Source organism: Massilia timonae CCUG 45783, from assembly GCF_000315425.1.
In the GTDB taxonomy this organism is placed as follows: Bacteria; Pseudomonadota; Gammaproteobacteria; order Burkholderiales; family Burkholderiaceae_D; genus Telluria; species Telluria timonae.
The window spans coordinates 1,702,223-1,724,309 of the sequence record NZ_JH992922.1; the positions used below are offsets into that span (position 1 = coordinate 1,702,223).

At 65.2% G+C, this 22,087-nt stretch carries 20 protein-coding genes; 10 read left to right on the forward strand and 10 right to left on the reverse strand.

Annotation, left to right across the window (positions count from 1 at the left end):
• Positions 1-15: 15 nt before the first annotated feature.
• Complete coding sequence (locus HMPREF9710_RS07215) at positions 16-2,013, reverse strand: DNA topoisomerase IV subunit B (protein WP_005665205.1); 1,998 nt, start codon at positions 2,011-2,013, stop codon at positions 16-18.
• Positions 2,014-2,185: 172 nt separating this feature from the next.
• On the opposite strand from HMPREF9710_RS07215, the gene HMPREF9710_RS07220 reads away from it, so the two are divergent.
• The 3 genes from HMPREF9710_RS07220 to HMPREF9710_RS07230 all read left to right on the forward strand — a co-directional run bounded on the left by HMPREF9710_RS07220 (position 2,186) and on the right by HMPREF9710_RS07230 (position 4,620).
• Positions 2,186-3,022: a response regulator gene (locus HMPREF9710_RS07220; protein ID WP_005665207.1), complete on the forward strand. Its 837-nt coding sequence runs from the start codon at positions 2,186-2,188 to the stop codon at positions 3,020-3,022.
• Positions 3,023-3,088: 66 nt separating this feature from the next.
• Complete coding sequence (locus tag HMPREF9710_RS07225) at positions 3,089-4,087, forward strand: gamma-glutamyl-gamma-aminobutyrate hydrolase family protein (RefSeq protein WP_005665209.1); 999 nt, start codon at positions 3,089-3,091, stop codon at positions 4,085-4,087.
• Between the two features lie 194 nt (positions 4,088-4,281).
• The gene (locus HMPREF9710_RS07230; protein ID WP_005665211.1) at positions 4,282-4,620 is read left to right on the forward strand and encodes a hypothetical protein; all 339 of its coding nucleotides are present in this window, start codon (positions 4,282-4,284) and stop codon (positions 4,618-4,620) included.
• Between the two features lie 9 nt (positions 4,621-4,629).
• Here HMPREF9710_RS07230 and HMPREF9710_RS07235 read toward each other — a convergent pair whose 3' ends face one another.
• The 4 genes from HMPREF9710_RS07235 to HMPREF9710_RS07250 form a co-directional block, all read right to left on the reverse strand.
• Positions 4,630-5,757 carry a YbdK family carboxylate-amine ligase gene (locus tag HMPREF9710_RS07235; RefSeq protein WP_005665214.1) on the reverse strand — a complete coding sequence of 376 codons (1,128 nt, stop codon included), beginning with the start codon at positions 5,755-5,757 and terminating at the stop codon, positions 4,630-4,632.
• A complete protein-coding gene (locus HMPREF9710_RS07240; protein WP_005665216.1) occupies positions 5,747-6,937 on the reverse strand; it encodes a cation:proton antiporter in 1,191 nt (396 codons plus the stop codon). Before HMPREF9710_RS07240 ends, HMPREF9710_RS07235 begins: the two co-directional genes overlap by 11 nt.
• 221 nt (positions 6,938-7,158) lie before the next feature.
• On the reverse strand, positions 7,159-8,328 hold the full coding sequence (locus HMPREF9710_RS07245; RefSeq protein ID WP_005665218.1) for a vWA domain-containing protein: 1,170 nt from the start codon (positions 8,326-8,328) through the stop codon (positions 7,159-7,161).
• 34 nt (positions 8,329-8,362) lie between these two features.
• On the reverse strand, positions 8,363-9,208 hold the full coding sequence (locus HMPREF9710_RS07250) for an AAA family ATPase (protein ID WP_005665220.1): 846 nt from the start codon (positions 9,206-9,208) through the stop codon (positions 8,363-8,365).
• 187 nt (positions 9,209-9,395) lie between these two features.
• On the opposite strand from HMPREF9710_RS07250, the gene HMPREF9710_RS07255 reads away from it, so the two are divergent.
• The 3 genes from HMPREF9710_RS07255 to HMPREF9710_RS07265 all read left to right on the forward strand — a co-directional run bounded on the left by HMPREF9710_RS07255 (position 9,396) and on the right by HMPREF9710_RS07265 (position 11,716).
• Positions 9,396-9,752 (forward strand): c-type cytochrome, encoded by a 357-nt coding sequence (locus HMPREF9710_RS07255; protein WP_005665222.1) that lies wholly within the window; start codon positions 9,396-9,398, stop codon positions 9,750-9,752.
• An 8-nt stretch (positions 9,753-9,760) separates the two neighbouring features.
• On the forward strand, positions 9,761-10,099 hold the full coding sequence (locus HMPREF9710_RS07260) for a c-type cytochrome (protein ID WP_005665223.1): 339 nt from the start codon (positions 9,761-9,763) through the stop codon (positions 10,097-10,099).
• A gap of 96 nt (positions 10,100-10,195) precedes the next feature.
• A complete protein-coding gene (locus HMPREF9710_RS07265; RefSeq protein WP_005665225.1) occupies positions 10,196-11,716 on the forward strand; it encodes a SulP family inorganic anion transporter in 1,521 nt (506 codons plus the stop codon).
• A gap of 13 nt (positions 11,717-11,729) precedes the next feature.
• Here the strand turns inward: HMPREF9710_RS07265 and HMPREF9710_RS07270 are convergent, their stop codons facing one another.
• The 3 genes from HMPREF9710_RS07270 to HMPREF9710_RS07280 form a co-directional block, all read right to left on the reverse strand.
• On the reverse strand, positions 11,730-12,158 hold the full coding sequence (locus HMPREF9710_RS07270) for a DUF1841 family protein (RefSeq protein WP_005665227.1): 429 nt from the start codon (positions 12,156-12,158) through the stop codon (positions 11,730-11,732).
• A 58-nt stretch (positions 12,159-12,216) separates the two neighbouring features.
• Positions 12,217-13,722, reverse strand: a complete 1,506-nt coding sequence (locus HMPREF9710_RS07275) for an aspartyl protease family protein (RefSeq protein WP_005665230.1) — start codon at positions 13,720-13,722, stop codon at positions 12,217-12,219.
• Between the two features lie 117 nt (positions 13,723-13,839).
• A complete protein-coding gene (locus tag HMPREF9710_RS07280) occupies positions 13,840-14,472 on the reverse strand; it encodes an RNA pyrophosphohydrolase (RefSeq protein WP_005665232.1) in 633 nt (210 codons plus the stop codon).
• Between the two features lie 206 nt (positions 14,473-14,678).
• Here HMPREF9710_RS07280 and HMPREF9710_RS07285 point away from each other — a divergent pair, with 206 nt between their 5' ends.
• The 4 genes from HMPREF9710_RS07285 to HMPREF9710_RS07300 all read left to right on the forward strand — a co-directional run bounded on the left by HMPREF9710_RS07285 (position 14,679) and on the right by HMPREF9710_RS07300 (position 19,966).
• Positions 14,679-16,400, forward strand: a complete 1,722-nt coding sequence (locus tag HMPREF9710_RS07285; RefSeq protein ID WP_005665234.1) for a proline--tRNA ligase — start codon at positions 14,679-14,681, stop codon at positions 16,398-16,400.
• The gene (locus tag HMPREF9710_RS07290) at positions 16,400-17,026 is read left to right on the forward strand and encodes a lytic transglycosylase domain-containing protein (RefSeq protein WP_005665235.1); all 627 of its coding nucleotides are present in this window, start codon (positions 16,400-16,402) and stop codon (positions 17,024-17,026) included. The genes HMPREF9710_RS07285 and HMPREF9710_RS07290 overlap by 1 nt, the downstream gene beginning before the upstream one ends.
• A gap of 92 nt (positions 17,027-17,118) precedes the next feature.
• A complete protein-coding gene (locus tag HMPREF9710_RS07295; RefSeq protein ID WP_005665237.1) occupies positions 17,119-18,561 on the forward strand; it encodes an alkaline phosphatase in 1,443 nt (480 codons plus the stop codon).
• A 19-nt stretch (positions 18,562-18,580) separates the two neighbouring features.
• A complete protein-coding gene (locus tag HMPREF9710_RS07300; RefSeq protein ID WP_005665239.1) occupies positions 18,581-19,966 on the forward strand; it encodes an alkaline phosphatase in 1,386 nt (461 codons plus the stop codon).
• A 136-nt stretch (positions 19,967-20,102) separates the two neighbouring features.
• Here the strand turns inward: HMPREF9710_RS07300 and HMPREF9710_RS26990 are convergent, their stop codons facing one another.
• The gene (locus tag HMPREF9710_RS26990) at positions 20,103-20,483 is read right to left on the reverse strand and encodes an SWIB/MDM2 domain-containing protein (RefSeq protein ID WP_005665240.1); all 381 of its coding nucleotides are present in this window, start codon (positions 20,481-20,483) and stop codon (positions 20,103-20,105) included.
• A gap of 233 nt (positions 20,484-20,716) precedes the next feature.
• Positions 20,717-22,084, reverse strand: coding sequence for a signal recognition particle protein (gene ffh, locus HMPREF9710_RS07310; protein ID WP_005665241.1), 1,368 nt, complete (start codon positions 22,082-22,084; stop codon positions 20,717-20,719).
• Between the last annotated feature and the right edge of the window lie 3 nt (positions 22,085-22,087).

Below are 22,087 nucleotides of genomic sequence, written 5' to 3' on the forward strand. Positions count from 1 at the left end.
CGCGAGTAGCGCGGATTAGATATCCGCCTCGGTCTCGTTCCCGTGTTCCTCGATCCACGCGCGGCGCGCCGCGGCTTCGCCTTTGCCCATCAGCATATTGAAGCGCGATGCCGACTCGGCCACGTCGTACTGGCCGAACGAGACCGGCAGCAGGCGGCGCGTGTCCGGGTTCATGGTGGTTTCCCACAGCTGCTCGGCGTTCATCTCGCCCAGGCCCTTGAAGCGCGAGATGCTCCACACGCCTTCCTTCAGGCCCTCTTTCTTGAGCTTGTCCTCGATCGCCAGCAGCTCGCCGTCGTCCAGCGCGTACAGCTTCTGGATCGGCTTTTTGCCGCGCGCCGGCACGTCGACGCGGTACAGCGGCGGACGCGCGATGCAGATGTTCCCGTTGCGGAACAGGGCCGGGAAGTGCTTGAAGAACAGCGTCAGCAGCAGCACCTGGATGTGCGAACCGTCGACGTCCGCATCGGACAGGATGCAGATCTTCCCGTAGCGCAGGCTGGAGAGGTCGGGCGAATCGTTCGGTCCATGCGGATCGACGCCGATCGCCACCGAGATATCGTGGATCTCGTTGTTGGCGAACAGGCGGTCGCGGTCGGTCTCCCACGAGTTGAGCACCTTGCCGCGCAGCGGCAGGATGGCCTGGAATTCCTTGTCGCGGCCCATCTTGGCCGAGCCGCCGGCCGAGTCGCCCTCGACCAGGAACAGCTCGTTGCGCGTGATGTCGGTCGATTCGCAATCGGTCAGCTTGCCCGGCAACACCGCCACGCCGGACGATTTCTTCTTCTCGACTTTTTGCAGCGAACGCAGGCGCGACTGGGCCTGCTTGATGACGAGTTCGGCCAGCTTCTTGCCGTATTCGACGTGCTGGTTCAGCCACAGCTCGAGCGGCGGCTTCGTAAACGTCGACACCAGCTTGAGCGCGTCGCGCGAATTCAGGCGTTCCTTGGTCTGGCCCTGGAATTGCGGGTCCAGCACCTTGGCCGACAGCACGAACGAGACGCGCGCGAACACGTCTTCGGGCAGCAGCTTGACGCCCTTCGGCAGCAGGCCGTGCAGCTCGACGAAGTTCTTCACCGCGCCGAACAGGCCGTCGCGCAGGCCGGCTTCGTGGGTGCCGCCGCTCACGGTCGGGATCAGGTTGACGTAGGACTCGCGCACCACGCCGCCTTCTTCGGTCCAGGCCACGACCCAGTCGGCGCCTTCGCCTTCGGCAAAGCTGTCGTCGCCCGCGGCGGCAAACTGCGCGCCTTCGAACAGCGGGATCAGGGTCTCGCCGTTCGAGCTCTGGGCCAGCGCCTCGTTCAGGTAGCCGCGCAGGCCTTCGTCGTAGCGCCAGGTCTGGACGTCGCCGGTCTTGGCGTTGGTGAGCGTGACCGTCACGCCCGGCAGCAGCACCGCCTTCGAGCGCAGCAGGCGCTGCAGGTCGCCCAGCGGGATGTTCGGGGAATCGAAATACTTGCCGTCCGGCCAGGCGGTGACGCGGGTGCCGTTCTTCTTGCCGCCACGCTCGGCAGGGCTGGACGTGAGCGGCTCGATCACTTCGCCGTCGGCGAACACCAGCTTGTGCTGGCCGTTGCCCTGGTCGTCCTTGCGCCACACCTCGATCTCGAGGCGCTTCGACAGCGCATTGGTGACCGAGACGCCGACCCCGTGCAGGCCGCCCGAGAAGGCGTAGGCGCCGCCCGAACCCTTGTCGAACTTGCCGCCGGCGTGCAGGCGGGTGAACACGATCTCGACCGTGGACACGCCTTCTTCCGGGTGGATACCGACCGGGATGCCGCGGCCGTCGTCCTCGACCGTGATCGAACCGTCCGGGTTCAGGGTCACGCCGATGTTCTTGCAGTGACCGCCCAGCGCTTCGTCGGAGGCGTTGTCGATCACTTCCTGGATGATGTGGAGCGGGTTCTCCGTCCGGGTGTACATGCCCGGGCGCTGTTTGACAGGTTCGAGTCCCTTGAGGACGCGGATGGATGATTCGCTATAGTCTGGAGCGGGTTTCTTGGAGGCCATCTTGAAGATTGTTTGTCGAATGCTCCGGCATTCTAACTTGTCGGGAGGAAAAGGTTAGGCTTTTTTACTGTTTAAATATACAGTAGTTTGCGCTGTGACGTGCTTTTCGCTTTGCACGTTTGTGCTAGATTAAGCCGGATAACCACGGCAATGCCAGGGAGGGGCGTTACCGATGCACTTGTCCAGCTATCCGTTTTCCGTACGTCTGATCGGGTTCACACCTGGCGAAAGCGCGCGGCTCGAAGCCCTGCTGGCGCTGGCGCCGGGCGTGGGGCCGTCGTATTCTTGCCTGCACGACGACAGTTTGCAAGAGCCGGACCTGTATATCGCCAACGGCGACAGCCCGACCGCGCTGACCCGGCTCGGTTGCCTGCCGCCGGGATCGCTGCAGCCGGCGCTCGTCATCGGCAACGCCGGCAACCCCGGCGCCGGACCCTGGCGCACCCTGGCGCGGCCGGTCGACCCCGTGCAGCTGCATGAAGCCCTGGCCGAACTGCTCGATACCCGGGTCCAGGCGCTGGTGCAGCAGAGCACCCGCACGGTCCGGCGCGTGCTGGCCGAGCGCCGCCGCCGCCCGCGCCTGGCGCCGGATTGCGAAACGCCGGCATTCTACACGCGCCTGCGCCGTGGTCCCGTAGATGGGGCCGTTCTGATCGTCGACAAGGAATGCAAGCTGCGTAACCAGGTGGCGCGCGTGCTCGGCCCGCGCCGGGTGCCGGTGGAATGGACCGACAGCCTGTGCGCGGCGGTGCGCCTGTGCGACGAAACGCCGGTAGCGCTGGTGCTGATCAATACGGCGGCGGCCGGCATCGAACCGTATGAGGTGTGCAGCTCGATCAAGTCGCAGGACGGGGCGCAGCGCACGCCGGTGGTGTTCCTGGTCGAGCAATCCTTTCACTACGACAGCGTGCGTGCGCGCCGCGCCGGGGCGCGCGGCCTGCTCACGACGCCGGTCGCCGGTCGCCACTGGATGCTGACCTTCCAGAAGCTGCTCGACCTTCCGGTGTAGGCGGAACGCGACGTTTTGTAACAAGTTTATATTGTGCGCAGCGGTGGCGAAGTTATATTAATAGCCATGGCTGAAGACGATCAAATCAAGCGCAACGATGATTCCGCCGCGGACGTGGACGAGCGCCGCGAGACCCGCGTGCGCGTGCCCGAACGGCGCGCCAGCGGCGGCCAGTCGCGCGGGCCCGCGCGCTACCTGCGCGATGGCGACAATGCCGTCGCCCTGGCCGGCCGGGTCATCACCTCGCGTTTTCGCTCGCTGCGCGAACGCTTCAACCGCGATTTCATGCAGCGCACGCTGCACATCGGCGTCTCGGCCCGCATCTTTCATCCGGCCGCCGGCGCCAAGGGGCTGCTCAGCAAGAACCTGCAGTATCTCGAGGAATCGATCGCCCAATGGGTGATGTCGCGTGATGTGCTGGTGTTCATGATCCCCACCGTGAATACCAACGGCCTGCTGCACCCCAGTAACATCACCCTGCGCCACTATGCGCGCCACCTCGACGGCCTGGTGCTGCAGGGCGGGGCCGACGTGGCGCCGCAAACCTATTCCGAAACCCCCACCCGTCCCGAATGGAGCGGCGACCGCGCGCGCGACGTCTACGAACTCGAACTGCTGCACGAATTCGTCGACGCCGGCAAACCGGTGCTGGGCGTGTGCCGTGGTTGCCAGCTGATCAACGTCGCCTTCGGCGGCACCCTGCACCAGGACGTCGCCACCGACATGCCCGAAGCCCTGGCTCACGTGCATGACATCTACGACGCGCACCGCCACGCCATCGTCTTCCCCAAGGGCTCGTCGCTGGGCCGCATGTTCCCCAAGGTCGAGCGGGCGATGGTGAACTCGATTCACCACCAGGCGGTCAAGGATCTCGGGCGCGACATCCGCATCGAGGCCATGTCCGAGCCGGACGGCGTAATCGAGGCGATCCGCTATCAGCGCGCCAACTTCGTCATGGGCCTGCAGTGGCACCCCGAGTTCCACCGCGCCGGCGGCGTCGACCTGCTCGACTGCACCCCGGTGCTCGACGAATTCCTGCGCGCGGCGCGTGAAACCCGGCTGTAATTTCCCGCTTTAATTGCTCTACAGAATTAACTGTCACCAGACCTCATCCGGACTGCGATTCGATTGCCGAAAACGCTTGCTTTCGCCGCGCGAGGCGTGAATAATGAAATGAGAATCATTCGCATCTTGTGCGAATCTCGACTCTTCACGTCCGATCGTTGCCGACCGCAACCGCTTTTTTGGGAGACGCTTGCATGACCATTTCCACCCCCCGCACGACGCCGTCGGAACCGCGCAGCCAGGACGCATTGCTGGTCGCTTCGCTCTTGCACCTGATGTCCAACTACACGACCCGTGGCGATGGCGAGCAGCCGTGCGTCAAGCTGGCGTCGGTGATCGAGCGTCACCTGTGCGCGCTGTCGCGCCTGCCGAACATCGATCCGGTGCTGCGCGCCACCTGTGAACAGCTGGCCGACCAGTGGGCGGTGGTGGTCGACGCCAAGCTGCCGCCGCCGGCGCCGGTGCGCCAGCCCTTGCTGGCGCGCTTCATGAAAGGCGGCTGGACCAGCAAGGCTGCGCCGCTGGCCGGTTGACGCCGCGCGCTAGCTCGCGCGGCCGCCGCGGAAATGCTGGATCGCCGCATTGACCATGCCCTCGACGCTGCCTTCGCGCTCCACGTGGCGGCGCAGGATGGTCGCGTCGCTGCCGTCGTGCACCGCCGCCGCCAGGTGCTTCAAGGCATCCACGCTGCCCAGCGCCTCGGCATGCGGCAGCATGGTTTCGAGCGTCGCCAGGATGTCTTCGCGCATCGGCACGTTGTCGTAGGTCTTCGGATGCGTGATGCTGCCGTCCAGGCCGAAGCGGCAGGCCTGGAAGCGGTTGTAGTTATAAACTAAATAGTCATCCTCTACAGGAGCTTCTTCCTTCCTCTCCAGCAGATGCCGGCACAGCGCCTGCAGGTAGCCGGCCAGCGCCGCCGCCCGCTCCACCGTGAGCGGCGTGTCGCATACGCGCAGCTCGATGGTGCCGTACTCCGGCTTGGGCCGCAGGTCCCAATAAAAGTCCTTCATGCTCTTGATGATGTTGGTGCGTTCCATCTTGGCGAAGTAGACGTCGGTGAACTCCTGCCAGCTGAGCGTGAACGGCGCGCGGCCGCTCATCGGGAAGGCGAACACGGAATTCAGGCGCGCCGATTCGAACAGGCTGTCGTGGCCCTGCACATAGGGCGACGATGCCGACAGCGCGATGAAGTGCGGCAGGTAGCGGTTCAATGCATGCAGCAGATACAGCGCGTCGTCGCCGTTGGCGCAGCCGATGTGCACGTGCTGGCCGAACACCGTGAACTGCTTGGCCAGGTAGCCGTACAGCTGCGACAGGTATTCGTAGCGCGGCTTGGCCGAGATGCGCTGGTCGGACCAGTGCTGGAACGGATGCGTGCCGCCGCCGGCGATGCCGATATTGAGCACGTCGCTGGCCGCCACCAGGGTGTCGCGGATCTCGGTCAGTTCCGCCAGCAGCGGCGCGTAGGCCGTGTGCACGCTCGAGTTAATCTCGATCATGCTCTCGGTGATCTCGGGCGTGACATTGCCCGGGAAGGGCTTGCGCTTCAATAAGTGCATCAGGTCGGGGCTGGCCGCGGTCAGGTTGAAATCCGACAGGCTGACCAGTTGCAGCTCCAGCTCGACCCCGAAGGTCAGCGGCTGGGAAGGGTTGAAGGCTTCAAGCGACATGGGTCGACTCCGGTGCTTCGCGCGCCCAGATCAGCGCGCGCTGGATGATGATCGGGCCGAAGACTTCGAGCAGCATCGTCACGGCGGCCATCGCATACAGTTCTTCGACCACTTTCAGGCCGGCATAGCGCGCGTGCTCGAGCAGCAGGATCACGAACACGGCCAGCGGCGCCAGCCCGAGGCCGGTGAGCGCTCCCTTGCGCCAGGTGACGCCCGACAGGTGGGCGAACGCCGTCACCCCGGCCACCTTGGCGAACATGCGCGCCACCACCACGCTGATGGCGAGCAGCGCGCCGGCGGCGACCAGGCGCCAGTCGAGGGTCGAGGCGGCATACACGAACAGCAGCACGGTCAGCACCTCGCCCAGCGCGCCGAAGTTGCGCTGGGTCTGGGTAAAGGCGACGCGCCGGTAGCGCACCGTCAGGCCGAAGGCCAGCGCCGCCACCACCGGCGTCAGGCCGGCGCTGTCGCACACGGCCACCAGCAGGATGATCGCGAGGGCGAAGGCGACGGTGGTGTCTTGCTGCGGATTGCCGATCGCGCGCAGCAGGGCCGGCACCACCACGCCGAAGATGGCGCCGATCAGGATCGAGCCGGCCAGCATCACCAGGCTTTGCCACAGCGCTTCGCCGACGGCGTCATAGGTGCGGAACAGCCAGATGCCGATGATGGCGTTGAAGGCGAACACCGACAGCACGCAGTTCAGGGCCGACAGGTGCAGCACCCGCTCCGTCATCTGGCCCGAGCTTTTCTGTTCGTTGACGACCCGCACCACGGTGGCGGGCGAGGTCGCCATCGACAGCGCCGCCATCAGCAGGGCGGTCAGGCGACCGACCCCGAAGGCGCTGGCGACGACATAGACGAGGATGAAGGTCAGCGCCGCCTCGACCAGGCCGGCCACGCCGATCCAGGGATTGTTGACCAGCCAGCGCAGGTTGATGCGGTTGCCCAGTTCGAACAGGATCAGGCCGAAGGCGACGTTGGCCAGCAGCGAGACCGGCCCCATGTCAGGGGCGGGCAGGGCGCCGATCTGGGTGCTGCCGAGGGCGAAGCCGACCAGGCCATAGAAGCTGATGCGCGGCAGGCCGGTCCAGCGCTGCCCAAATTCGCCGGCCAGCCAGGCGAGCGCGATCGCCAGCGGCCACGCGAGACTCGTCAACAAGGACAGCAGGTCTGGCATTCGTTTTCCCCTCTAGTCTTTTATGTGGTGCGCGCTTGCCGCCGGCGTTCGCGGATTCTACAAGCGGACGAGACACGCATGATTGTCCTGGCTCGCCCGTCCACGCGCCTTGTGTCGAGACACGGCGAGCGGCGGGCGAGTGGCTCGATCATAGCGATTCCAGCAAGGCCGTCCGTGTCCGCACTAACACAGTGCGTAAAGACATTATTTGTCTAGGGGAATTACTTACTGAGCAGGCGCATTGCCCGTTCCAGGCCGTCCAGCGTGATCGGGAACATGCGGTTGTTCATGATCTGGCGGATCAGCGCGATCGACTGCCGATACTGCCACAGGTGTTGCGGCTCCGGATTGAGCCAGGCGAACTTGGGAAAGGTCGACACGAAGCGCGCCAGCCAGGCCGCGCCCGGCTCTTCGTTGTTGTACTCGACCGAGCCGCCCGGCGCCATCACCTCGTACGGGCTCATGGTGGCGTCGCCGACGAAGATCAGGCGGGTGTCGGGCGGATACTTGCGCAGCACGTCCCAGGTGTCGAAACGCTCGCTGTGGCGACGACGGTTGTTCTTCCACAGGTAGTCGTAGACGCAGTTGTGGAAGTAGTAGAATTCCATGTTCTTGAACTCGCTGCTAGCGGCCGAGAACAGTTCTTCGGTGCGCTCGATGTGGTCGTCCATCGAGCCGCCCACGTCGAGCAGCATCACCACCTTGATCCGGTTCTTGCGCTCGGGCCGCATGCGGATGTCGAGCCAGCCGGCATTGCTGGCGGTGGCGCGGATGGTGTCGTCCAGCGCCAGCTCGTCCGCCGCGCCCTGGCGCGCGAAGCGGCGCAGGCGGCGCAGCGCGACTTTCAGGTTGCGCGTGCCCAGTTCGCGCTCGTCGTCGTAGTCGCGGAAGGTGCGCTGCTCCCATACCTTGACCGCGCTGCGGTTGCGGCCCGTGCCGCCAATGCGGATGCCTTCCGGATTGGTGCCGCCGTGCCCGAAGGGCGAGGTGCCGCCGGTGCCGATCCACTTGCTGCCGCCGGCATGGCGTTCCTTCTGCTCTTTCAGCAGCTCTTGCAGGCGCTGCTGCAATTTGTCGTAGCCGAATTTTTCCAGCTGCGCCTTCTGTTCCGGCGTCAGTTCGCGCTCGAAGCGCTTGATCAGCCACTCCAGCGGAATCTCTGCCTTCTCGTCGAACACCGCATCCACGCCCCTGAACCAGGCGCCGAACACGCGATCGAACTTGTCGAAGTGGGCTTCGTCCTTCACCAGCGTCAGTCGCGCGAGGTAATAGAACTCGTCGAGCGAGGGCAGGATCACCTGGCGCTGAAGGGCTTCGAGCAGGGTCAGGAATTCGCGGATCGAGACCGGGACCTTGGCCTCGCGCAGGGCGCGGAAGAAGTCGATCAGCATCGCTTGACCTTGGGGGCGATGGGCGAGACGGCGATCATCGCCGGTTCTTCGCCATCGCCATCAGGCGGTCGAACAGGGCGATGTCCTGTTCGTTCTTGAGCAGGGCGCCGTGCAGCGGCGGCGTTGCATTCTCGGCGCGCAGCGCTTCGGCCGGCACGTCTTCCGCCAACAGCAGCTTGAGCCAGTCGAGGAATTCCGAGGTCGACGGCTTCTTCTTGATGCCGGGGACGTCGCGCAGCGCATAAAAGCTTTGCAGCGCGGCCGCCAGCAGGTCTTGCCTGAGCGTCGGGAAGTGCACGCCCACGATGTCGGCCATCGTCTCGCGGTCCGGGAACTGGATGTAATGGAAGAAGCAGCGGCGCAGGAAGGCGTCGGGCAGCTCTTTCTCGTTGTTGGAGGTGATGATCACCAGCGGGCGGTGTTTGGCCACCACCATCTCGCGCGTCTCGTAGACGTAGAACTCCATGCGGTCGAGTTCGCGCAGCAGGTCGTTCGGGAACTCGATGTCGGCCTTGTCGACTTCGTCGATCAGGAGCACGACCGGCTCGGGCGACGTGAATGCCTGCCACAGCACGCCCTTGACGATGTAGTTCTGGATGTCGCGCACGCGCTCGTCGCCCAGCTGCGAATCGCGCAGGCGCGAGACGGCGTCGTATTCGTACAGGCCCTGCTGGGCCTTGGTGGTCGACTTCACGTGCCACTGCAGCAGCGGCATGTTCAGCGCGCTTGCTACCTCTTCGGCCAGCATGGTCTTGCCGGTGCCCGGCTCGCCCTTGATCAGGAGCGGGCGGCCCAGCGTGAGCGCGGCGTTGACGGCCAGTTTCAGGTCGGGAGTAGCGACGTAGTTGTCGCTGCCTTCGAAGCGGGGAGAAGCATGCATGGCGGATGACGGGGAAATCGAAGAAGATGGGCCGAGTATATGACAAACTTCGCGCCTGTAGCCTGTCCTGCGGCGGACGCCGGTTTGTAGACTGGTGTCAAGTCTTCAGATAGAATCGGCCCGTTGGTAAGCCTTTGCTAAGTTTTTGTGCGGTTGCGGTTTTCGAAATATAACTAACGAGACGCCCATGAAAAAAACTCTGGTACCACTGGCGCTGGCGCTCCTTGCCGGCGCCGCCGGCAGCGCCCTTGCTGCGGAAGTGGTTGGTAATCCCCAGGCGGCCACCGCCAAGATCGAGATGTGCATCGGCTGCCACGCCATCCCCGGCGGCTACAAGACGGCATTCCCCGAGGTGTACCGCGTGCCGATGATCGGCGGCCAGTCGGCCAGGTACATCGAATCCGCACTCAAGGCCTATCGCAAGGGCGACCGCAAGCATCCTTCCATGACCGGCATCGCGCGCTCGATGAGCGACCAGGACATCGCCGACGTGGCGGCCTATTATTCCCAGCAAACGTCGACCCAGACGACCGCCAAGCGATGAGGACCGCCATGAAGAACACGATGCTCCTGCTGGTCCTCGGCGCTGTGTCTTTCGGCGCATCCGCCAACGACGTCAAGCGCGGCGAAGCCCTGGCCCAGAAATACAACTGCGCGTCCTGCCACGGCGCCGACTACAACAAGCCGATCGACCCGACCTATCCGAAGCTGGCCGGCCAGCATGCCGACTATCTCACGCATGCGCTGCGCGCCTACAAGCGCGGGGCCGGCGCCAATGGCCGCGTCAATCCGATCATGGCCGGCATCGCGCAGCCGCTGTCGAACCAGGACATGGACGACCTCGGCGCCTATCTCGCCAGCCTGCCGTCGCAGCTGGTGGTCAAGAAGTAGCAGGGCCGCCACACGCCCGCGGGCGCCAACTGGTAACATGCGGTCCCCTCTGCTGCAGTGCAGCGAGGGGATCGTCATTTTGCCGCTGGAGCCGCCGTGTCGTCCCTTACCCCCGCTTACCTGAAGATCAACCTGCTGGCCGGCCTGACCGTCGCGCTGGCGCTGGTGCCCGAGGCGATCGCCTTCGCCCTGGTCGCCCACCTGTCCCCGCTCACCGGCCTGTACGCGGCGGTGATCGTCGCCTTTATCACCTCCGCTTTTGGCGGCCGGCCCGGCATGATCTCGGCCGCCGCCGGCTCGCTGGCGGTGGTGATGGTGGCGCTGGTGGTCCAGCATGGCGCGCAATACCTGCTGGCCGCCGTGGTGCTGATGGGCGTGCTGCAACTGCTGTTCGCCGCCGCGCGCCTGGGTAAATTCATCCGCATGGTGCCGCATCCGGTGATGCTCGGCTTCGTCAACGGCCTGGCGCTGGTGATCTTCCTGGCCCAGTTCAACCACTTCAAGGAGCCGGGTCCGGACGGCGCGGCGCAGTGGATGGCCGGTCCCGAGCTGGCGGTCATGGCCGGCATCATCGTCGTCACGATGGCGGTGATCTACCTGACCCCGCGCCTGACCAAAGCGGTGCCGTCGACGCTGGTCGGCATCCTGGTGGCAAGCGTCGGCTGCGCGCTGCTCGGCATCGAGACCAAGACCGTGGGCGACCTCGGTTCGATCGCCGGCGGCCTGCCGGGCTTCGCGCTGCCCGACGTGCCGTGGAACCTGGAGACGCTGCGCATCGTCTTTCCTTATGCGTTGGTGATGGCCGGCGTCGGCCTGATCGAGTCGCTGCTGACGCTCACCCTGATCGACGAGATCACCGACACCCGCGGCCAGCCGAACCGCGAATCGCTGGCGCTGGGCGCCGCCAACGTCGTGGCCGGCCTGTTCGGCGGCATGGGCGGCTGCGCGCTGATCGGCCAGAGCATGATCAACGTGAACAGCGGCGCCACCGGGCGCCTGTCGGGCATCGCGGCCGCGCTGTTCCTGCTCGCCTTCATCCTGTTCGGGTCCGGCTGGATCGAGGCGATCCCGCTGGCGGCCCTGGTCGGCGTGATGTTCGTGGTGTGCGAAAAGACCTTCGAGTGGGGCACGTTCCGCCTGGTGGGAAAAGTGCCGCGCGCCGACCTGTTCGTGATCGTGCTGGTGGCCGGCATCACGCTGGTGTTCGACCTGGCGCTGGCGGTGATCGCCGGCGTGATCGTGTCGGCGCTGGTGTTCGCCTGGCAGCACGCCAAGCAGGTGCGGGCCGCCGTCTCGCACGACGAGCAGGGCTGGAAAATCTATGCGCTGGAAGGCACGCTGTTCTTCGCCTCGGTGACGCCGTTCCAGTCGCTGTTCGCGCCAAAGGACGATCCGCAGGACGTGATCATCGACTTCCTGCGTGCGCGGGTGGTCGACCACTCGGCGATCCAGGCGATCGACGCGCTGGCCGAGCGCTATCGCCTGCTGGGCAAGCGCCTGCACCTGCGCCACCTGAGCCCCGACTGCCGCGAGCTGCTGGACAAGGCGCAGGGGATGGTCGAAGTCAACCTGCTGGAAGACCCGCGCTACCGGGTCGCGGACGACAAGCTGGCTTGAATATGGCGCCGGGTCAGGCGAATGCGCGCCGGCGCACGCATTCGATATAGGCCTCGGTGTCCGGCGGCACGCCGTTGCGTTGCGACGCCCAGATCATCTCGCCCAGGCACTCCATGATCTCGTGGTGGGCGTCGTGCTCGCCGCGCCGCGCCACCAGGGCGTCGTGGGCGGCGCGGATGCCGCGCGGCTGGTCGATCGAGATCTGCTCGGCGATCGACAGGTGCATCGACAGGTGCAGGAAGGGATTCGCCTTGCCGCCCTCGACCGAATAGTCGGCCGCGATCGCCGCCTCGACGTCCTCGAACTGCTCGTGGTATTCGGGATGCTGGACGATCCAGTCGGCCGCGATCGCGTCCATCGGGGTCAGGATTTCGCCGTTGCGGTGCTTGCGATAGGCTTCGCAGAAAAAGCGGCGCACGTCGTGCGAGGACGGAGTGAACATGGCGGAATGCGGCAGGAAGGGAAGGGAGCCGGCATTGTAGCGCGATGCCGGCCCGCCGTCACAGCGCCATGTCCGTGCCCGCGCCCGCGCTCTGGTACTGTTCGCGTATCGCCTTGCAATCCTCGGGCAGGGCGACGCTGGCCGGCTTGCCCAGTGTTTCCTCGTGCAGCAAAACCAGGTTGGCGGCAAAGCAGGCGCGCGCCGGTGTATCGGACGCAGCCAGCAGCTTGCCGCCGTCGATCTTGTCCAGGAAGTAATCCACCACCGGACGTGGCCAGTCGCTGCGTTCCTTGAAACGCGCTTCCAGTTCGGCGCGGGCTTGCGGGTCGCCGGCGCGCAGTTGGGCCAGGTAGAGCCACAGGGCGCCATTGCGGCCGGTGTGCCCTTCGCCCAGGCTGGCACGCAGGAGCGTGGCCGCCTGCTCCGGCTTGCCCTGCACCAGCATCCGTACGCCCAGCGACAGGCTCGCCTCGCGCTGGCCCAGCGCCGCCGCCCGCTCCAGATAAGCTTTCGCGGCCGCCGGATCCTTGTTCATGGCGCGCTCGGAAACCGCCATGCCCGCCATCGTGTACCAGGCGTCGGCATTGCCGGCTTCGGCTTCCTGGCGCATCCAGGGCCTGACTTCGCGCCGCGAATCGAACGGCTGGCCGCCGAGGTAGGACACGTACAGCTTGCCCTGGCTCATGGCGAACAGCACGCGGTGCGTGCGCAGGAAGTCGACGCCCAGCAGCACGTCGACGCTCAGCTGGCTGTCGATCACGTCGAACTCGGGATCGTGAACGGTGGCGTCGCCGATCCTGAAGGTGTCCGCCCTGGCGATCCAGGCGCCCACCGACTGTTTGCCGACGCCGTGGGCATTGGCCACGCGCTGCGCGCGCGGGCCATCGAGGTCGATGCCGGCCCGATGCGCCGCGCGCCTGGTGATGGTCGTGATCGATGCGCCGCTGTCGATCATGGCGGTCAGGCGCGCGCCGTTGATGTGGACGAAGAACTGCGGGTTCGCCGTCAGTTCGTCGTGCTGGCGAAACGGGATCACGCTCGCGTTCTTGTCCCAGTAGGCCAGCCAGGTGCTGCCGCAGCGTTGCGGACGGAAGAAGCGCAGTTCCTTGGTCGCCAGCGAGAATTCGAGGTCGCTCTGCAGCAGGAAGGCGGCGCCGACGATGGCGTCGAACCGCGGCGTAAACGAGGTTTCGCCGACGACCGACAGGTACAGGTCGCGGGCGCGCACCGGCCCGACGGTGAACTGCGCCACCCTGGCTTCGTACAGCCGCGACTTGCCGGCCACGCCCTGGACGTAGCGGCCGGTGGGCCGCTGGGTCAGGCCATGGCGTTCGACCCCGGTGCGGGTCAGGTAAGTGACCCCGGCGCCGGTGTCGGGCAGCAGGGTGGCGCGCTTGCCATTGATCTCGCCGGTCATCGTCAGTCCCAGGCCCGAGCCGGCGTAGTGCAGCGGCACCTGCGCTACCTGCAGGAACTGGCACGACGTTTGCGCCGCGGCAAGCAGGGGGAGGAAAAAGAGAAGGGGAGCGAGAAAAACGCTGAGCATCGAGGCAATAGAAGTCATGCCCCATTCTACTGGCACTAGTTGCTTTCGAAGCAATGCTCTGCGCATGAAATAGTGCGCGGGAGGGAAGTCTGGCGGAAACGGCGGCGCGGGCCACCGTTTCCGTAAAGACAAAAATTACTTGTTCGGCGAGAGCACCAGCGATTCTGGACCCGCCGGACTGGCGCCGCCCGCCACCGCGACCATGTCCTGGGCCGGCTTGGCCCCTTGCGACCTGCCATGCGGCTGGCGCAGGTAGCGCGCGCTGTGGCGCCGCTCGCCTTGCTGGCCCCTGGCCGGCCAGGTGACGAAGCGCGACAGTTCCTGCAGGGCGCGCTGGTAGACGTCGCGCTTGAACTCGATCACGACATCCAGCGGCACCCAGTAATCATGCCAGCGCCAGGCATCGAATTCCGGGTGGTCGGTCAGGCGCAGGTTGACTTCGTTGTCGCGCGCAATCATGCGCAACAGGAACCAGATCTGCTTCTGGCCGCGGTAATGGCCGCGGATCTCGCGCTTGATGAAGTGGTCGGGCACCTCGTAGCGCAGCCAGTCGCGGGTTCGCCCCATGATCTTGACGTGCTCCTGGCGCAGGCCGATTTCTTCCTCAAGCTCGCGGTACATTGCCTGTTCTGGCGTTTCCCCGTACTTGATACCCCCTTGCGGAAATTGCCATGAGTGCTCGCGCACCCGCTTGCCCCACCAGACCTCGTTGTTAGCGTTCAGCAGGATGATGCCGACGTTGGGCCGAAACCCTTCACGGTCGAGCATAAGTGCACCTCGATACTTTCTGCCGGCGGATCGTCCCTTATGTTTTTACCTACAAATTCTGTACGCCCGTGGGTCTTGCGCACCGCTTGCGCGGTGGATGCTGCTGTTTGCGGACCCTGTTTGTAGAAAGATTGGACGCATCAGCCGGCTAATCCTTTAAAATTAGGTCGATTATAACCCTCTCTTTTTAAAAAGAATTCACTGATATGCGCGCCTCACGATTTTTTATTTCAACTCTTAAAGAAGCGCCTTCCGATGCCGAGATCGTCAGCCACAAGCTGATGATGCGCGCCGGGATGATCAAGCGCCTGGGTTCCGGCATCTATACCTATATGCCGGTCGGGTTGCGCGTCATCCGCAAGGTCGAGGCGATCGTCCGTGAAGAAATGAACCGCGCGGGCGCGATCGAACTGCTGATGCCGCTGGTGCAGCCGGCCGAACTGTGGCAAGAGACGGGCCGCTGGGACAAGATGGGCGACGAGCTGATGCGCGTTAAGGACCGTCACGGCCGCGATTTCGCGATCCAGCCGACCTCCGAGGAAGTGGTCACCGACGTCGTGCGCAGCGAACTGAAATCGTACCGCCAGCTGCCGATCAACTTCTACCACATCCAGACCAAGTTCCGCGACGAGCGCCGTCCGCGCTTCGGCCTGATGCGCGGCCGCGAATTCACCATGAAGGACGCCTACTCCTTCGACCGCGACCTGGAAGGCATGCAGAAGTCCTACCAGACCATGTTCGACGCCTACACCAAGATCTTCAACCGCTTCGGCCTGAAGTTCCGCGCGGTGGCGGCCGACAACGGCGCCATCGGCGGCACCGGTTCGCATGAATTCCACGTCATCGCCAGCACCGGCGAAGACGCGCTGGTGTACTGCCCCGACTCGGACTACGCGGCCAATATGGAAGCGGCCGAAGCGGTGGCCAGCGGCACCCGCGGCGCGGCGACCCAGGCGCTGGCCAAGACCCCGACCCCGGGCAAGACCAAGTGCGAGAGCGTGGCCGAGCTCTTGAATCTGCCGCTGTCGCAGACCGTCAAGACCATCGCCCTGACCGTCGAGAGCGAAGAAGGCAAGAAGAGCTTCTGGGTGCTGCTGCTGCGCGGCGACCATGAGCTCAACGAGATCAAGGTCTCCAAGGTCGCCGGCCTGAAGGACTTCCGCTTCTCCACCGAGGCCGAGATTCTCGAGGTGTTCGGCACCGTGCCGGGCTACCTGGGTCCGATCAACACCAAGCTGCCGGTCAACGTCGTGGCCGACCGCACGGTCGCCAACATGGCCGACTTCGTGTGCGGCGCCAACGAGGCCGACTTCCACTACACGGGCGCCAACTGGGGCCGTGACCTGCCGGAGCCGGTCGTGGCCGACCTGCGCAACGTGGTCGAGGGCGACGCTTCGCCGGACGGCAAGGGCGTGCTGGCGATCGAGCGCGGCATCGAAGTGGGCCACGTGTTCCAGCTCGGCACCGCCTATTCGGAAGCGATGGGCGCGACCTTCCTAGACGAAGGTGGCCGTCCCGCGCCGCTGCAGATGGGCTGCTACGGCATCGGCGTGACCCGCATCCTGGGCGCGGCGATCGAGCAGAACTTCGACGACAAGGGCATCGTGTGGCCTGACGCCATCGCGCCGTTCGAGCTGGTGCTGTGCCCGATGGGCCTGGACCGCAGCGAGATGGTCAAGGAAGCCACCGAGAAGCTGTACACCGACATGCAGGCAGCCGGCATCGACGTCATCGTCGACGACCGCGGCCTGCGTCCGGGCGCGATGTTCGCCGACTGGGAGCTGATCGGCGTGCCGCACCGCGTCGTGATCGGCGAGCGTGGCCTGAAGGAAGGCAACCTGGAATACCAGGGCCGCCGCGACGAAGCGGCGAGCAGCGTGCCGGTGGCCGACATGGTCGCCTTCATCAAGGGCAAGCTGGGCAAGTGATGCGTCTGCGCCTCGCCTCCTGGATCGGAGGCGCCGTGCTCGCATGCGCCTTCGGCCTGGGTGGAGGAGAGGCGTTCGCCGGCAACCAGAAGGAAGAAGCGCTGTCGGATTCGGTGCGCCTGGCCCTGGCCAATGCCATCGCCGACGCGCGCCCGCCGCGGCCGACTTTCCGCACCGAGGCGGCGCGGGTGCGCTACCAAGCCTGGTTCCAGGAGATGTCGGGCCGGCTCGCCAAGCGCCTGCCCGACGTCCAGACCCGCACCGAATTCCTCGAGACGGTCTGGTATGAATCGACCCGCGCCGGCCTCGATCCGGGGCTGGTGCTGGGCCTGATCCAGGTCGAATCGGCCTATCGCAAGTACGCGATCTCGATCGCCGGCGCGCGCGGCTATATGCAGGTGATGCCGTTCTGGACCAAGGTGATCGGCGACGGCGACCGCCGCCGCCTGTTCCACATGCAGACCAATCTGCGCTATGGCTGCGCCATCCTGCGCATGTATATCGACATGGAAGCCGGTAACCTGTACCTGGCGCTGGGCCGCTACAACGGCAGCCGGGGCAAGCCGCAATACCCGAACGCGGTGCTGGCGGCGTGGAAGAAGTGGGAATTCAAGCACGGTATCTAGACCGGGCATGCTGTACAAAACCCCAACATTTCAGTTCACCAATGTGTCACGTTAGCAGTGTAGACTTTCCGCTTTCCCAAGCAGAGGACTGCATGCGACCGACCACTCTTGCCTCCGCCGCGCTGCTGGCGGCACTCGCCGGCTGCGCGACAACGCCGCCCGCTTCGACCCAATCCACCGCCGCACAAGGCGTCAACGCCGTCGACCACCGCGCGAAGAACGTCATCTTCTTCCTCGGCGACGGCATGGGCATCAACACCCTGACCGCGGCGCGCATCTTCGCCGCCGGCGAAGACGGCGAGCTGGCGATCGACAAGCTGCCCGAGTCGGCCTTCGTGAAGACCTTCTCGAACGATGCCCAGGTCACCGACAGCGCCGCCTCGATGGCGGCCTACATGACCGGCGTGAAACAGAATAACAATGTCGTCTCGATGTCCTTCGGCACCCGTGCGATCGCGCCGGGCAAGGATGCCAACGGCAACGCCCTGGTCAGCCGCTGCGAGAACGGCACCGCCGCAGTCACGCTGCTGGAACTGGCCAAGCGCCGCGGCATGGCGGTCGGCGTGGTCACCAATACCAGCGTCACCGACGCCACCCCGGCCTCGACCTATGCCCACGCCTGCCACCGCAAGCTGGAAACCGACATCGCCGCCAGCCTGGTGCCGGGCGGCGCCGGCTACAACCCGGCGCTCGGCGCGCGCGGCCTGGACGTGCTGTTCGGCGGCGGCGCCCAGTATTTCACGCCGTTCAACCGTGGCGGCAAGCGCGCGGACAACCGCGACCTGCTGGCCGAGCTGCAGGCCAGGGGCTTGCGCGTGGTGAGCGACACCGCGCAATTGAATGCCTTGCAGCCGGGCCAGCCGGCGGTCGGCCTGTTCGCGCCGAACCACATGGACTTCGACGCCACCCGCGACCCGGCGCGCCAGCCGGCCCTGCCGGCGATGGCGACCAAGGCGATCGAGCTGCTGGCGCCGAACCCGAACGGTTTCTTCCTGATGGTCGAGGGCGGCCTGATCGACCACGCCCTGCACGCGACCCTGGGCAAGCGCGCCCTGCAAGAGACGGTGACGTATAACGCGGCGCTGCAGGCGGCGATCGACCGCATGGAAGCGCTCGATCCGGGCCTCAAGAATACCCTGATCGTCGCCACCGCCGACCATGACCACACCCTGATCCTGAACGGCTACGCGGCCCGCACCGGCAAGACCACGCCGACCAACCCCGGCGTGATCGGCCTGGTGCGCAACGCCGACGGCAAGCCGGCCCTGGACGGCAAGGGCCAGCCATATACCATCATCGGCTTCGGCACCGGCGAGCAGCGCCACGCGGGCGACCGCACGGCGCACCTGAGCGACGAGGTCGTGACGCGCGACGACTACCACCAGGAAGCGGTGGTGCGCACCCGCACGGGCGCCGAGACCCATGGCGGCAGCGACGTCTACCTGGGCGCGACCGGCGCCAACGCCGAACTGTTCCGCGGGACCATCGACAACACCCGCGTGTTCAACCTGATCAAGACCGCCGCCGGCCTGTAAGCCGCGACCAGGAGCCACCATGACTTTCACACGTTTTACTCCGCTGCTGCTGGCCGCATGCGCATTTGTCCCATTTTCGGCTGCCTTTTCCACCCCGGCCGCCGCCCAGCAAAAGGCCAAGAACATCATCTTCTTCCTCGGCGACGGCATGGGCCCGACGACGATCACCGCCGCCCGCATTTATCGCGGCGGCGAGGACAGCCTGCTGCACTTCGAGCGCCTGATGGAGCGCACCGCGCGCATCAAGACGTATTCGGCCGACTACCAGACCACCGACAGCGCGCCGTCGATGGGCGCCTACATGACCGGCGTGAAGATGAACAACGACGTCATCTCGCAGGCTGGCGCGCGTCCGATCGATCCGAGCAAGGACGGCATCGACCAGTGCGGCGCCAACAACGGCACGCCGGCCGTGACGATCCTGGAACTGGCCAAGGCCCGGGGCAAGGCGACCGGCGCCGTCACCACCACCGAACTGACCCACGCCACGCCCGCATCGACCTTCGCGCACAGCTGCAGCCGCGACTCTGTCTATGCCATCGCGCAGCAGATCGTGCCTGGCGGCGCCGGCTACAACAAGGCGCTGGGCGACGGCGTGGATGTGCTGATGGGAGGAGGGCGCAACCACTTCACGCCGCGTGACGCCGCCGCCAATCCCAAGGGCCGGCCCGACGGGCGCGACCTGATGGCCGAATTCGCCGGCGCCGGCTACTACGTGGCAGGCACCCGCGCCGGCATGATGTCGGCGCAGCCGGGCCGCAAGTTCGTAGGCATCTTCAGCGCCACCAGCCATCTCGACTACTCGTACCAGCGCCGCCCGGAGCAGCCGACCCTGGCCGAGATGACCGGGAAGGCGATCGACCTGCTGTCGAAGAATCCGAACGGTTTCTTCCTGATGGTCGAAGGCGGCAAGATCGACCACGCCCTGCACGACACCCGCGCCAAGCATGCGCTGGAAGAGACGGTGGCCTTCGACGATGCCCTGCAGCTGGCGATCGAGCGCATGCGCGCCATCGATCCGGGCCTGCAGAATACGCTGATCGTGCTGACCGCCGACCATGACCACACGATGCAGATCAACGGCTATCCGAAGCGCGGCAATCCGATCACCGACATCGTGCGCGACTATGCGTCGGGCGAGCCGAAGAAGGATGCGGACGGTAAGACTTTCACCACCCTCGTGTTCGGCAACGGCCCGAACCGCCCGGACGTGCGCGCCGACGTCGACAGCGTGGTGGCGCAGAGCGACGATTACCATCAGGAAACCGGCGTGCACAAATCGTCGGAAACCCATGGCGGCGGCGACGTCAAACTGTATGCGACCGGGGCCGGATCGGCGCCGTTCAAGGGCACGATCGAGAATACCCAGGTGTTTCACCTGATGAAAGCCGCAGCGGGCTTGTAATGGATTCGGATCGGCGCAGCGCCGATCCGAAAGGTTATTAACCGGTTGCCACTATTATTTACAGCCGAATAACAAAAAGCCCCGGGTTTGAAACCGGGGCTTTTTTAAGCTTGAAGCTTTTGAAATAGCCGGTGGCTTATTTCAGGTGATCCGAAATGAGTTTGGTCATTTCGAACATCGAGACTTGTGCCTTGCCGCCGAAAACGGCTTTCAGCTTGTCGTCGGCATTGATCATGCGACGATTCGCTGCGTCTTGCAGGTCTTTCGACTTGATGTAATCCCAGACCTTCTTGGTCACTTCGGTGCGCGGCAGCGGCTTGTCGCCGACGACGGCGGCCAGCGTGGCGGACGGGGTCATGGCTTTCATGAAAGCAGCATTCGGCTTGCGCGCGGCTGCCGGCTTATCGGCCGACTTCGCTGCTGGTGCTGCCTTTTTTGCTGCCGGCTTGGCCGCTGCAGCAGGCTTGGCAGCGGCTTTTTTTGCTGGCGCTGCAGTGGTTTTTTTGGCTGTTGCCATCTTCGAGCCTCCTAAAACGAACACGTGGAAAAGTGCGTAATTTATCGCACGCCTATATTGGTAGCGTTTTACAGTTCGTGCAAGTCTTTTTCAAAACTTTTTCACTCGTAAAACCCGCCGAATGGGCGTTATCGCACACAACAACGCATGAGAACGAAAAAACGCTGACAAGCGGCGTAAAAAAAACCGCGCAAAGCGATACTTTGCACGGTTCTCGCCGATTGGCATGCGGATTAGCGCAAGCCGGGCATCATCCCCTTCATCCCGCGCATCATCTTCATCAGGCCGCCGCCCTTGAGCTTTTTCATCATGGTCTGCATCTGGTCGTACTGGTTCAGCATGCGGTTGACTTCCTGCACCTGCACGCCCGCGCCGGCCGCGATGCGGCGCTTGCGGTTGGCCTTGATCAGCTCGGGCTTGGCGCGCTCCGCCGGGGTCATCGAATCGATGATGCCGACCATGCGGCGCACCGATTTCTCGGCCTGGTCCATATTGGCGCCGCTCGCGGCCTGCTGGAACTGGGCCGGGAGCTTGTCCATCAGGCCGGCCATGCCGCCCATTTTCTTCATTTGCGTGAGCTGCGCCTTGAAGTCGTTCATGTCGAAACGGCCGCCGGCCTTGATCTTGTTGGCCATTTCGGCCGCGGCTTCGGCGTCGACGCCCTTGCGCGCTTCTTCGACCAGCGCCAGGATGTCGCCCATGCCCAGCACGCGGTTGGCCATGCGGGTGGGATCGAAGGCTTCCAGGCCATCGAGCTTTTCGGACACGCCGGCGAACTTGATCGGCTTGCCGGTCACGTGACGCACCGACAGCGCCGCGCCGCCGCGCGAATCGCCATCGAGCTTGGTCAGCACGATGCCGGTCAGGGGCAGGGCGTCGTTGAAGGCCTTGGCGGTGTTGATCGCATCCTGGCCCAGCATGGCGTCGACCACGAACAGGGTCTCGACCGGGTTGACGGCGCCGTGCACGGCGGCGATCTCCTGCATCATCGCCTCGTCGATGCCCAGGCGGCCGGCGGTGTCGATGATCAGGACGTCGTGGTAATGCTTCCTGGCCCAGTCCAGCGCGTTGCGGGCGATGTCGACCGGCTTGTCGTTGGCGGTGGACGGGAAGAAGTCGGCGCCCACCTGCTTGGTCACCGACTCCAGCTGGGCGATCGCGGCGGGACGATAGACGTCGGCCGAGACGGTCAGGACTTTTTTCTTCTTTTGTTCCTTGAGGTACTTGGCCAGCTTACCAGTGGTGGTGGTTTTACCCACACCCTGCAGGCCGGCCATCAGGATGATCGCCGGCGGCTGCTGGGCGAAGGAAATCTGGGTGGCTTCAGGGCCGAGGTCGGCGCCCATCAGGGCGGCCAGCTCTTTCTGCACCACGCCGACCAGGGCCTGGCCGGGCGACAGCGAGCCGACGACTTCTTCGCCCAGGGCTTTTTCCTTGACCTTGGCGATGAATTCGCGCACCGCCGGCAGCGCTACGTCGGCCTCGAGCAGGGCCATGCGCACTTCGCGCAGCATTTCCGCGGTGTTCGCCTCGGTCAGGCGGGCCTCGCCGCGCATGGTCTTGACGACCTTGGCAAGGCGTTGGGTGAGGTTATCTAGCATGTC

Bases quoted from the DNA above. Each gene is read 5' to 3' on its own strand.
- HMPREF9710_RS07215 (WP_005665205.1), bottom strand. From the start codon at position 2,013: ATGGCCTCCAAGAAACCCGCTCCAGACTATAGCGAATCATCCATCCGC.
- HMPREF9710_RS07220 (WP_005665207.1), top strand. From the start codon at position 2,186: ATGCACTTGTCCAGCTATCCGTTTTCCGTACGTCTGATCGGGTTCACA.
- HMPREF9710_RS07225 (WP_005665209.1), top strand. From the start codon at position 3,089: ATGGCTGAAGACGATCAAATCAAGCGCAACGATGATTCCGCCGCGGAC.
- HMPREF9710_RS07230 (WP_005665211.1), top strand. From the start codon at position 4,282: ATGACCATTTCCACCCCCCGCACGACGCCGTCGGAACCGCGCAGCCAG.
- HMPREF9710_RS07235 (WP_005665214.1), bottom strand. From the start codon at position 5,757: ATGTCGCTTGAAGCCTTCAACCCTTCCCAGCCGCTGACCTTCGGGGTC.
- HMPREF9710_RS07240 (WP_005665216.1), bottom strand. From the start codon at position 6,937: ATGCCAGACCTGCTGTCCTTGTTGACGAGTCTCGCGTGGCCGCTGGCG.
- HMPREF9710_RS07245 (WP_005665218.1), bottom strand. From the start codon at position 8,328: ATGCTGATCGACTTCTTCCGCGCCCTGCGCGAGGCCAAGGTCCCGGTC.
- HMPREF9710_RS07250 (WP_005665220.1), bottom strand. From the start codon at position 9,208: ATGCATGCTTCTCCCCGCTTCGAAGGCAGCGACAACTACGTCGCTACT.
- HMPREF9710_RS07255 (WP_005665222.1), top strand. From the start codon at position 9,396: ATGAAAAAAACTCTGGTACCACTGGCGCTGGCGCTCCTTGCCGGCGCC.
- HMPREF9710_RS07260 (WP_005665223.1), top strand. From the start codon at position 9,761: ATGAAGAACACGATGCTCCTGCTGGTCCTCGGCGCTGTGTCTTTCGGC.
- HMPREF9710_RS07270 (WP_005665227.1), bottom strand. From the start codon at position 12,158: ATGTTCACTCCGTCCTCGCACGACGTGCGCCGCTTTTTCTGCGAAGCC.
- HMPREF9710_RS07275 (WP_005665230.1), bottom strand. From the start codon at position 13,722: ATGACTTCTATTGCCTCGATGCTCAGCGTTTTTCTCGCTCCCCTTCTC.
- HMPREF9710_RS07280 (WP_005665232.1), bottom strand. From the start codon at position 14,472: ATGCTCGACCGTGAAGGGTTTCGGCCCAACGTCGGCATCATCCTGCTG.
- HMPREF9710_RS07285 (WP_005665234.1), top strand. From the start codon at position 14,679: ATGCGCGCCTCACGATTTTTTATTTCAACTCTTAAAGAAGCGCCTTCC.
- HMPREF9710_RS07290 (WP_005665235.1), top strand. From the start codon at position 16,400: ATGCGTCTGCGCCTCGCCTCCTGGATCGGAGGCGCCGTGCTCGCATGC.
- HMPREF9710_RS07295 (WP_005665237.1), top strand. From the start codon at position 17,119: ATGCGACCGACCACTCTTGCCTCCGCCGCGCTGCTGGCGGCACTCGCC.
- HMPREF9710_RS07300 (WP_005665239.1), top strand. From the start codon at position 18,581: ATGACTTTCACACGTTTTACTCCGCTGCTGCTGGCCGCATGCGCATTT.
- HMPREF9710_RS26990 (WP_005665240.1), bottom strand. From the start codon at position 20,483: ATGGCAACAGCCAAAAAAACCACTGCAGCGCCAGCAAAAAAAGCCGCT.
- ffh (WP_005665241.1), bottom strand. From the start codon at position 22,084: ATGCTAGATAACCTCACCCAACGCCTTGCCAAGGTCGTCAAGACCATG.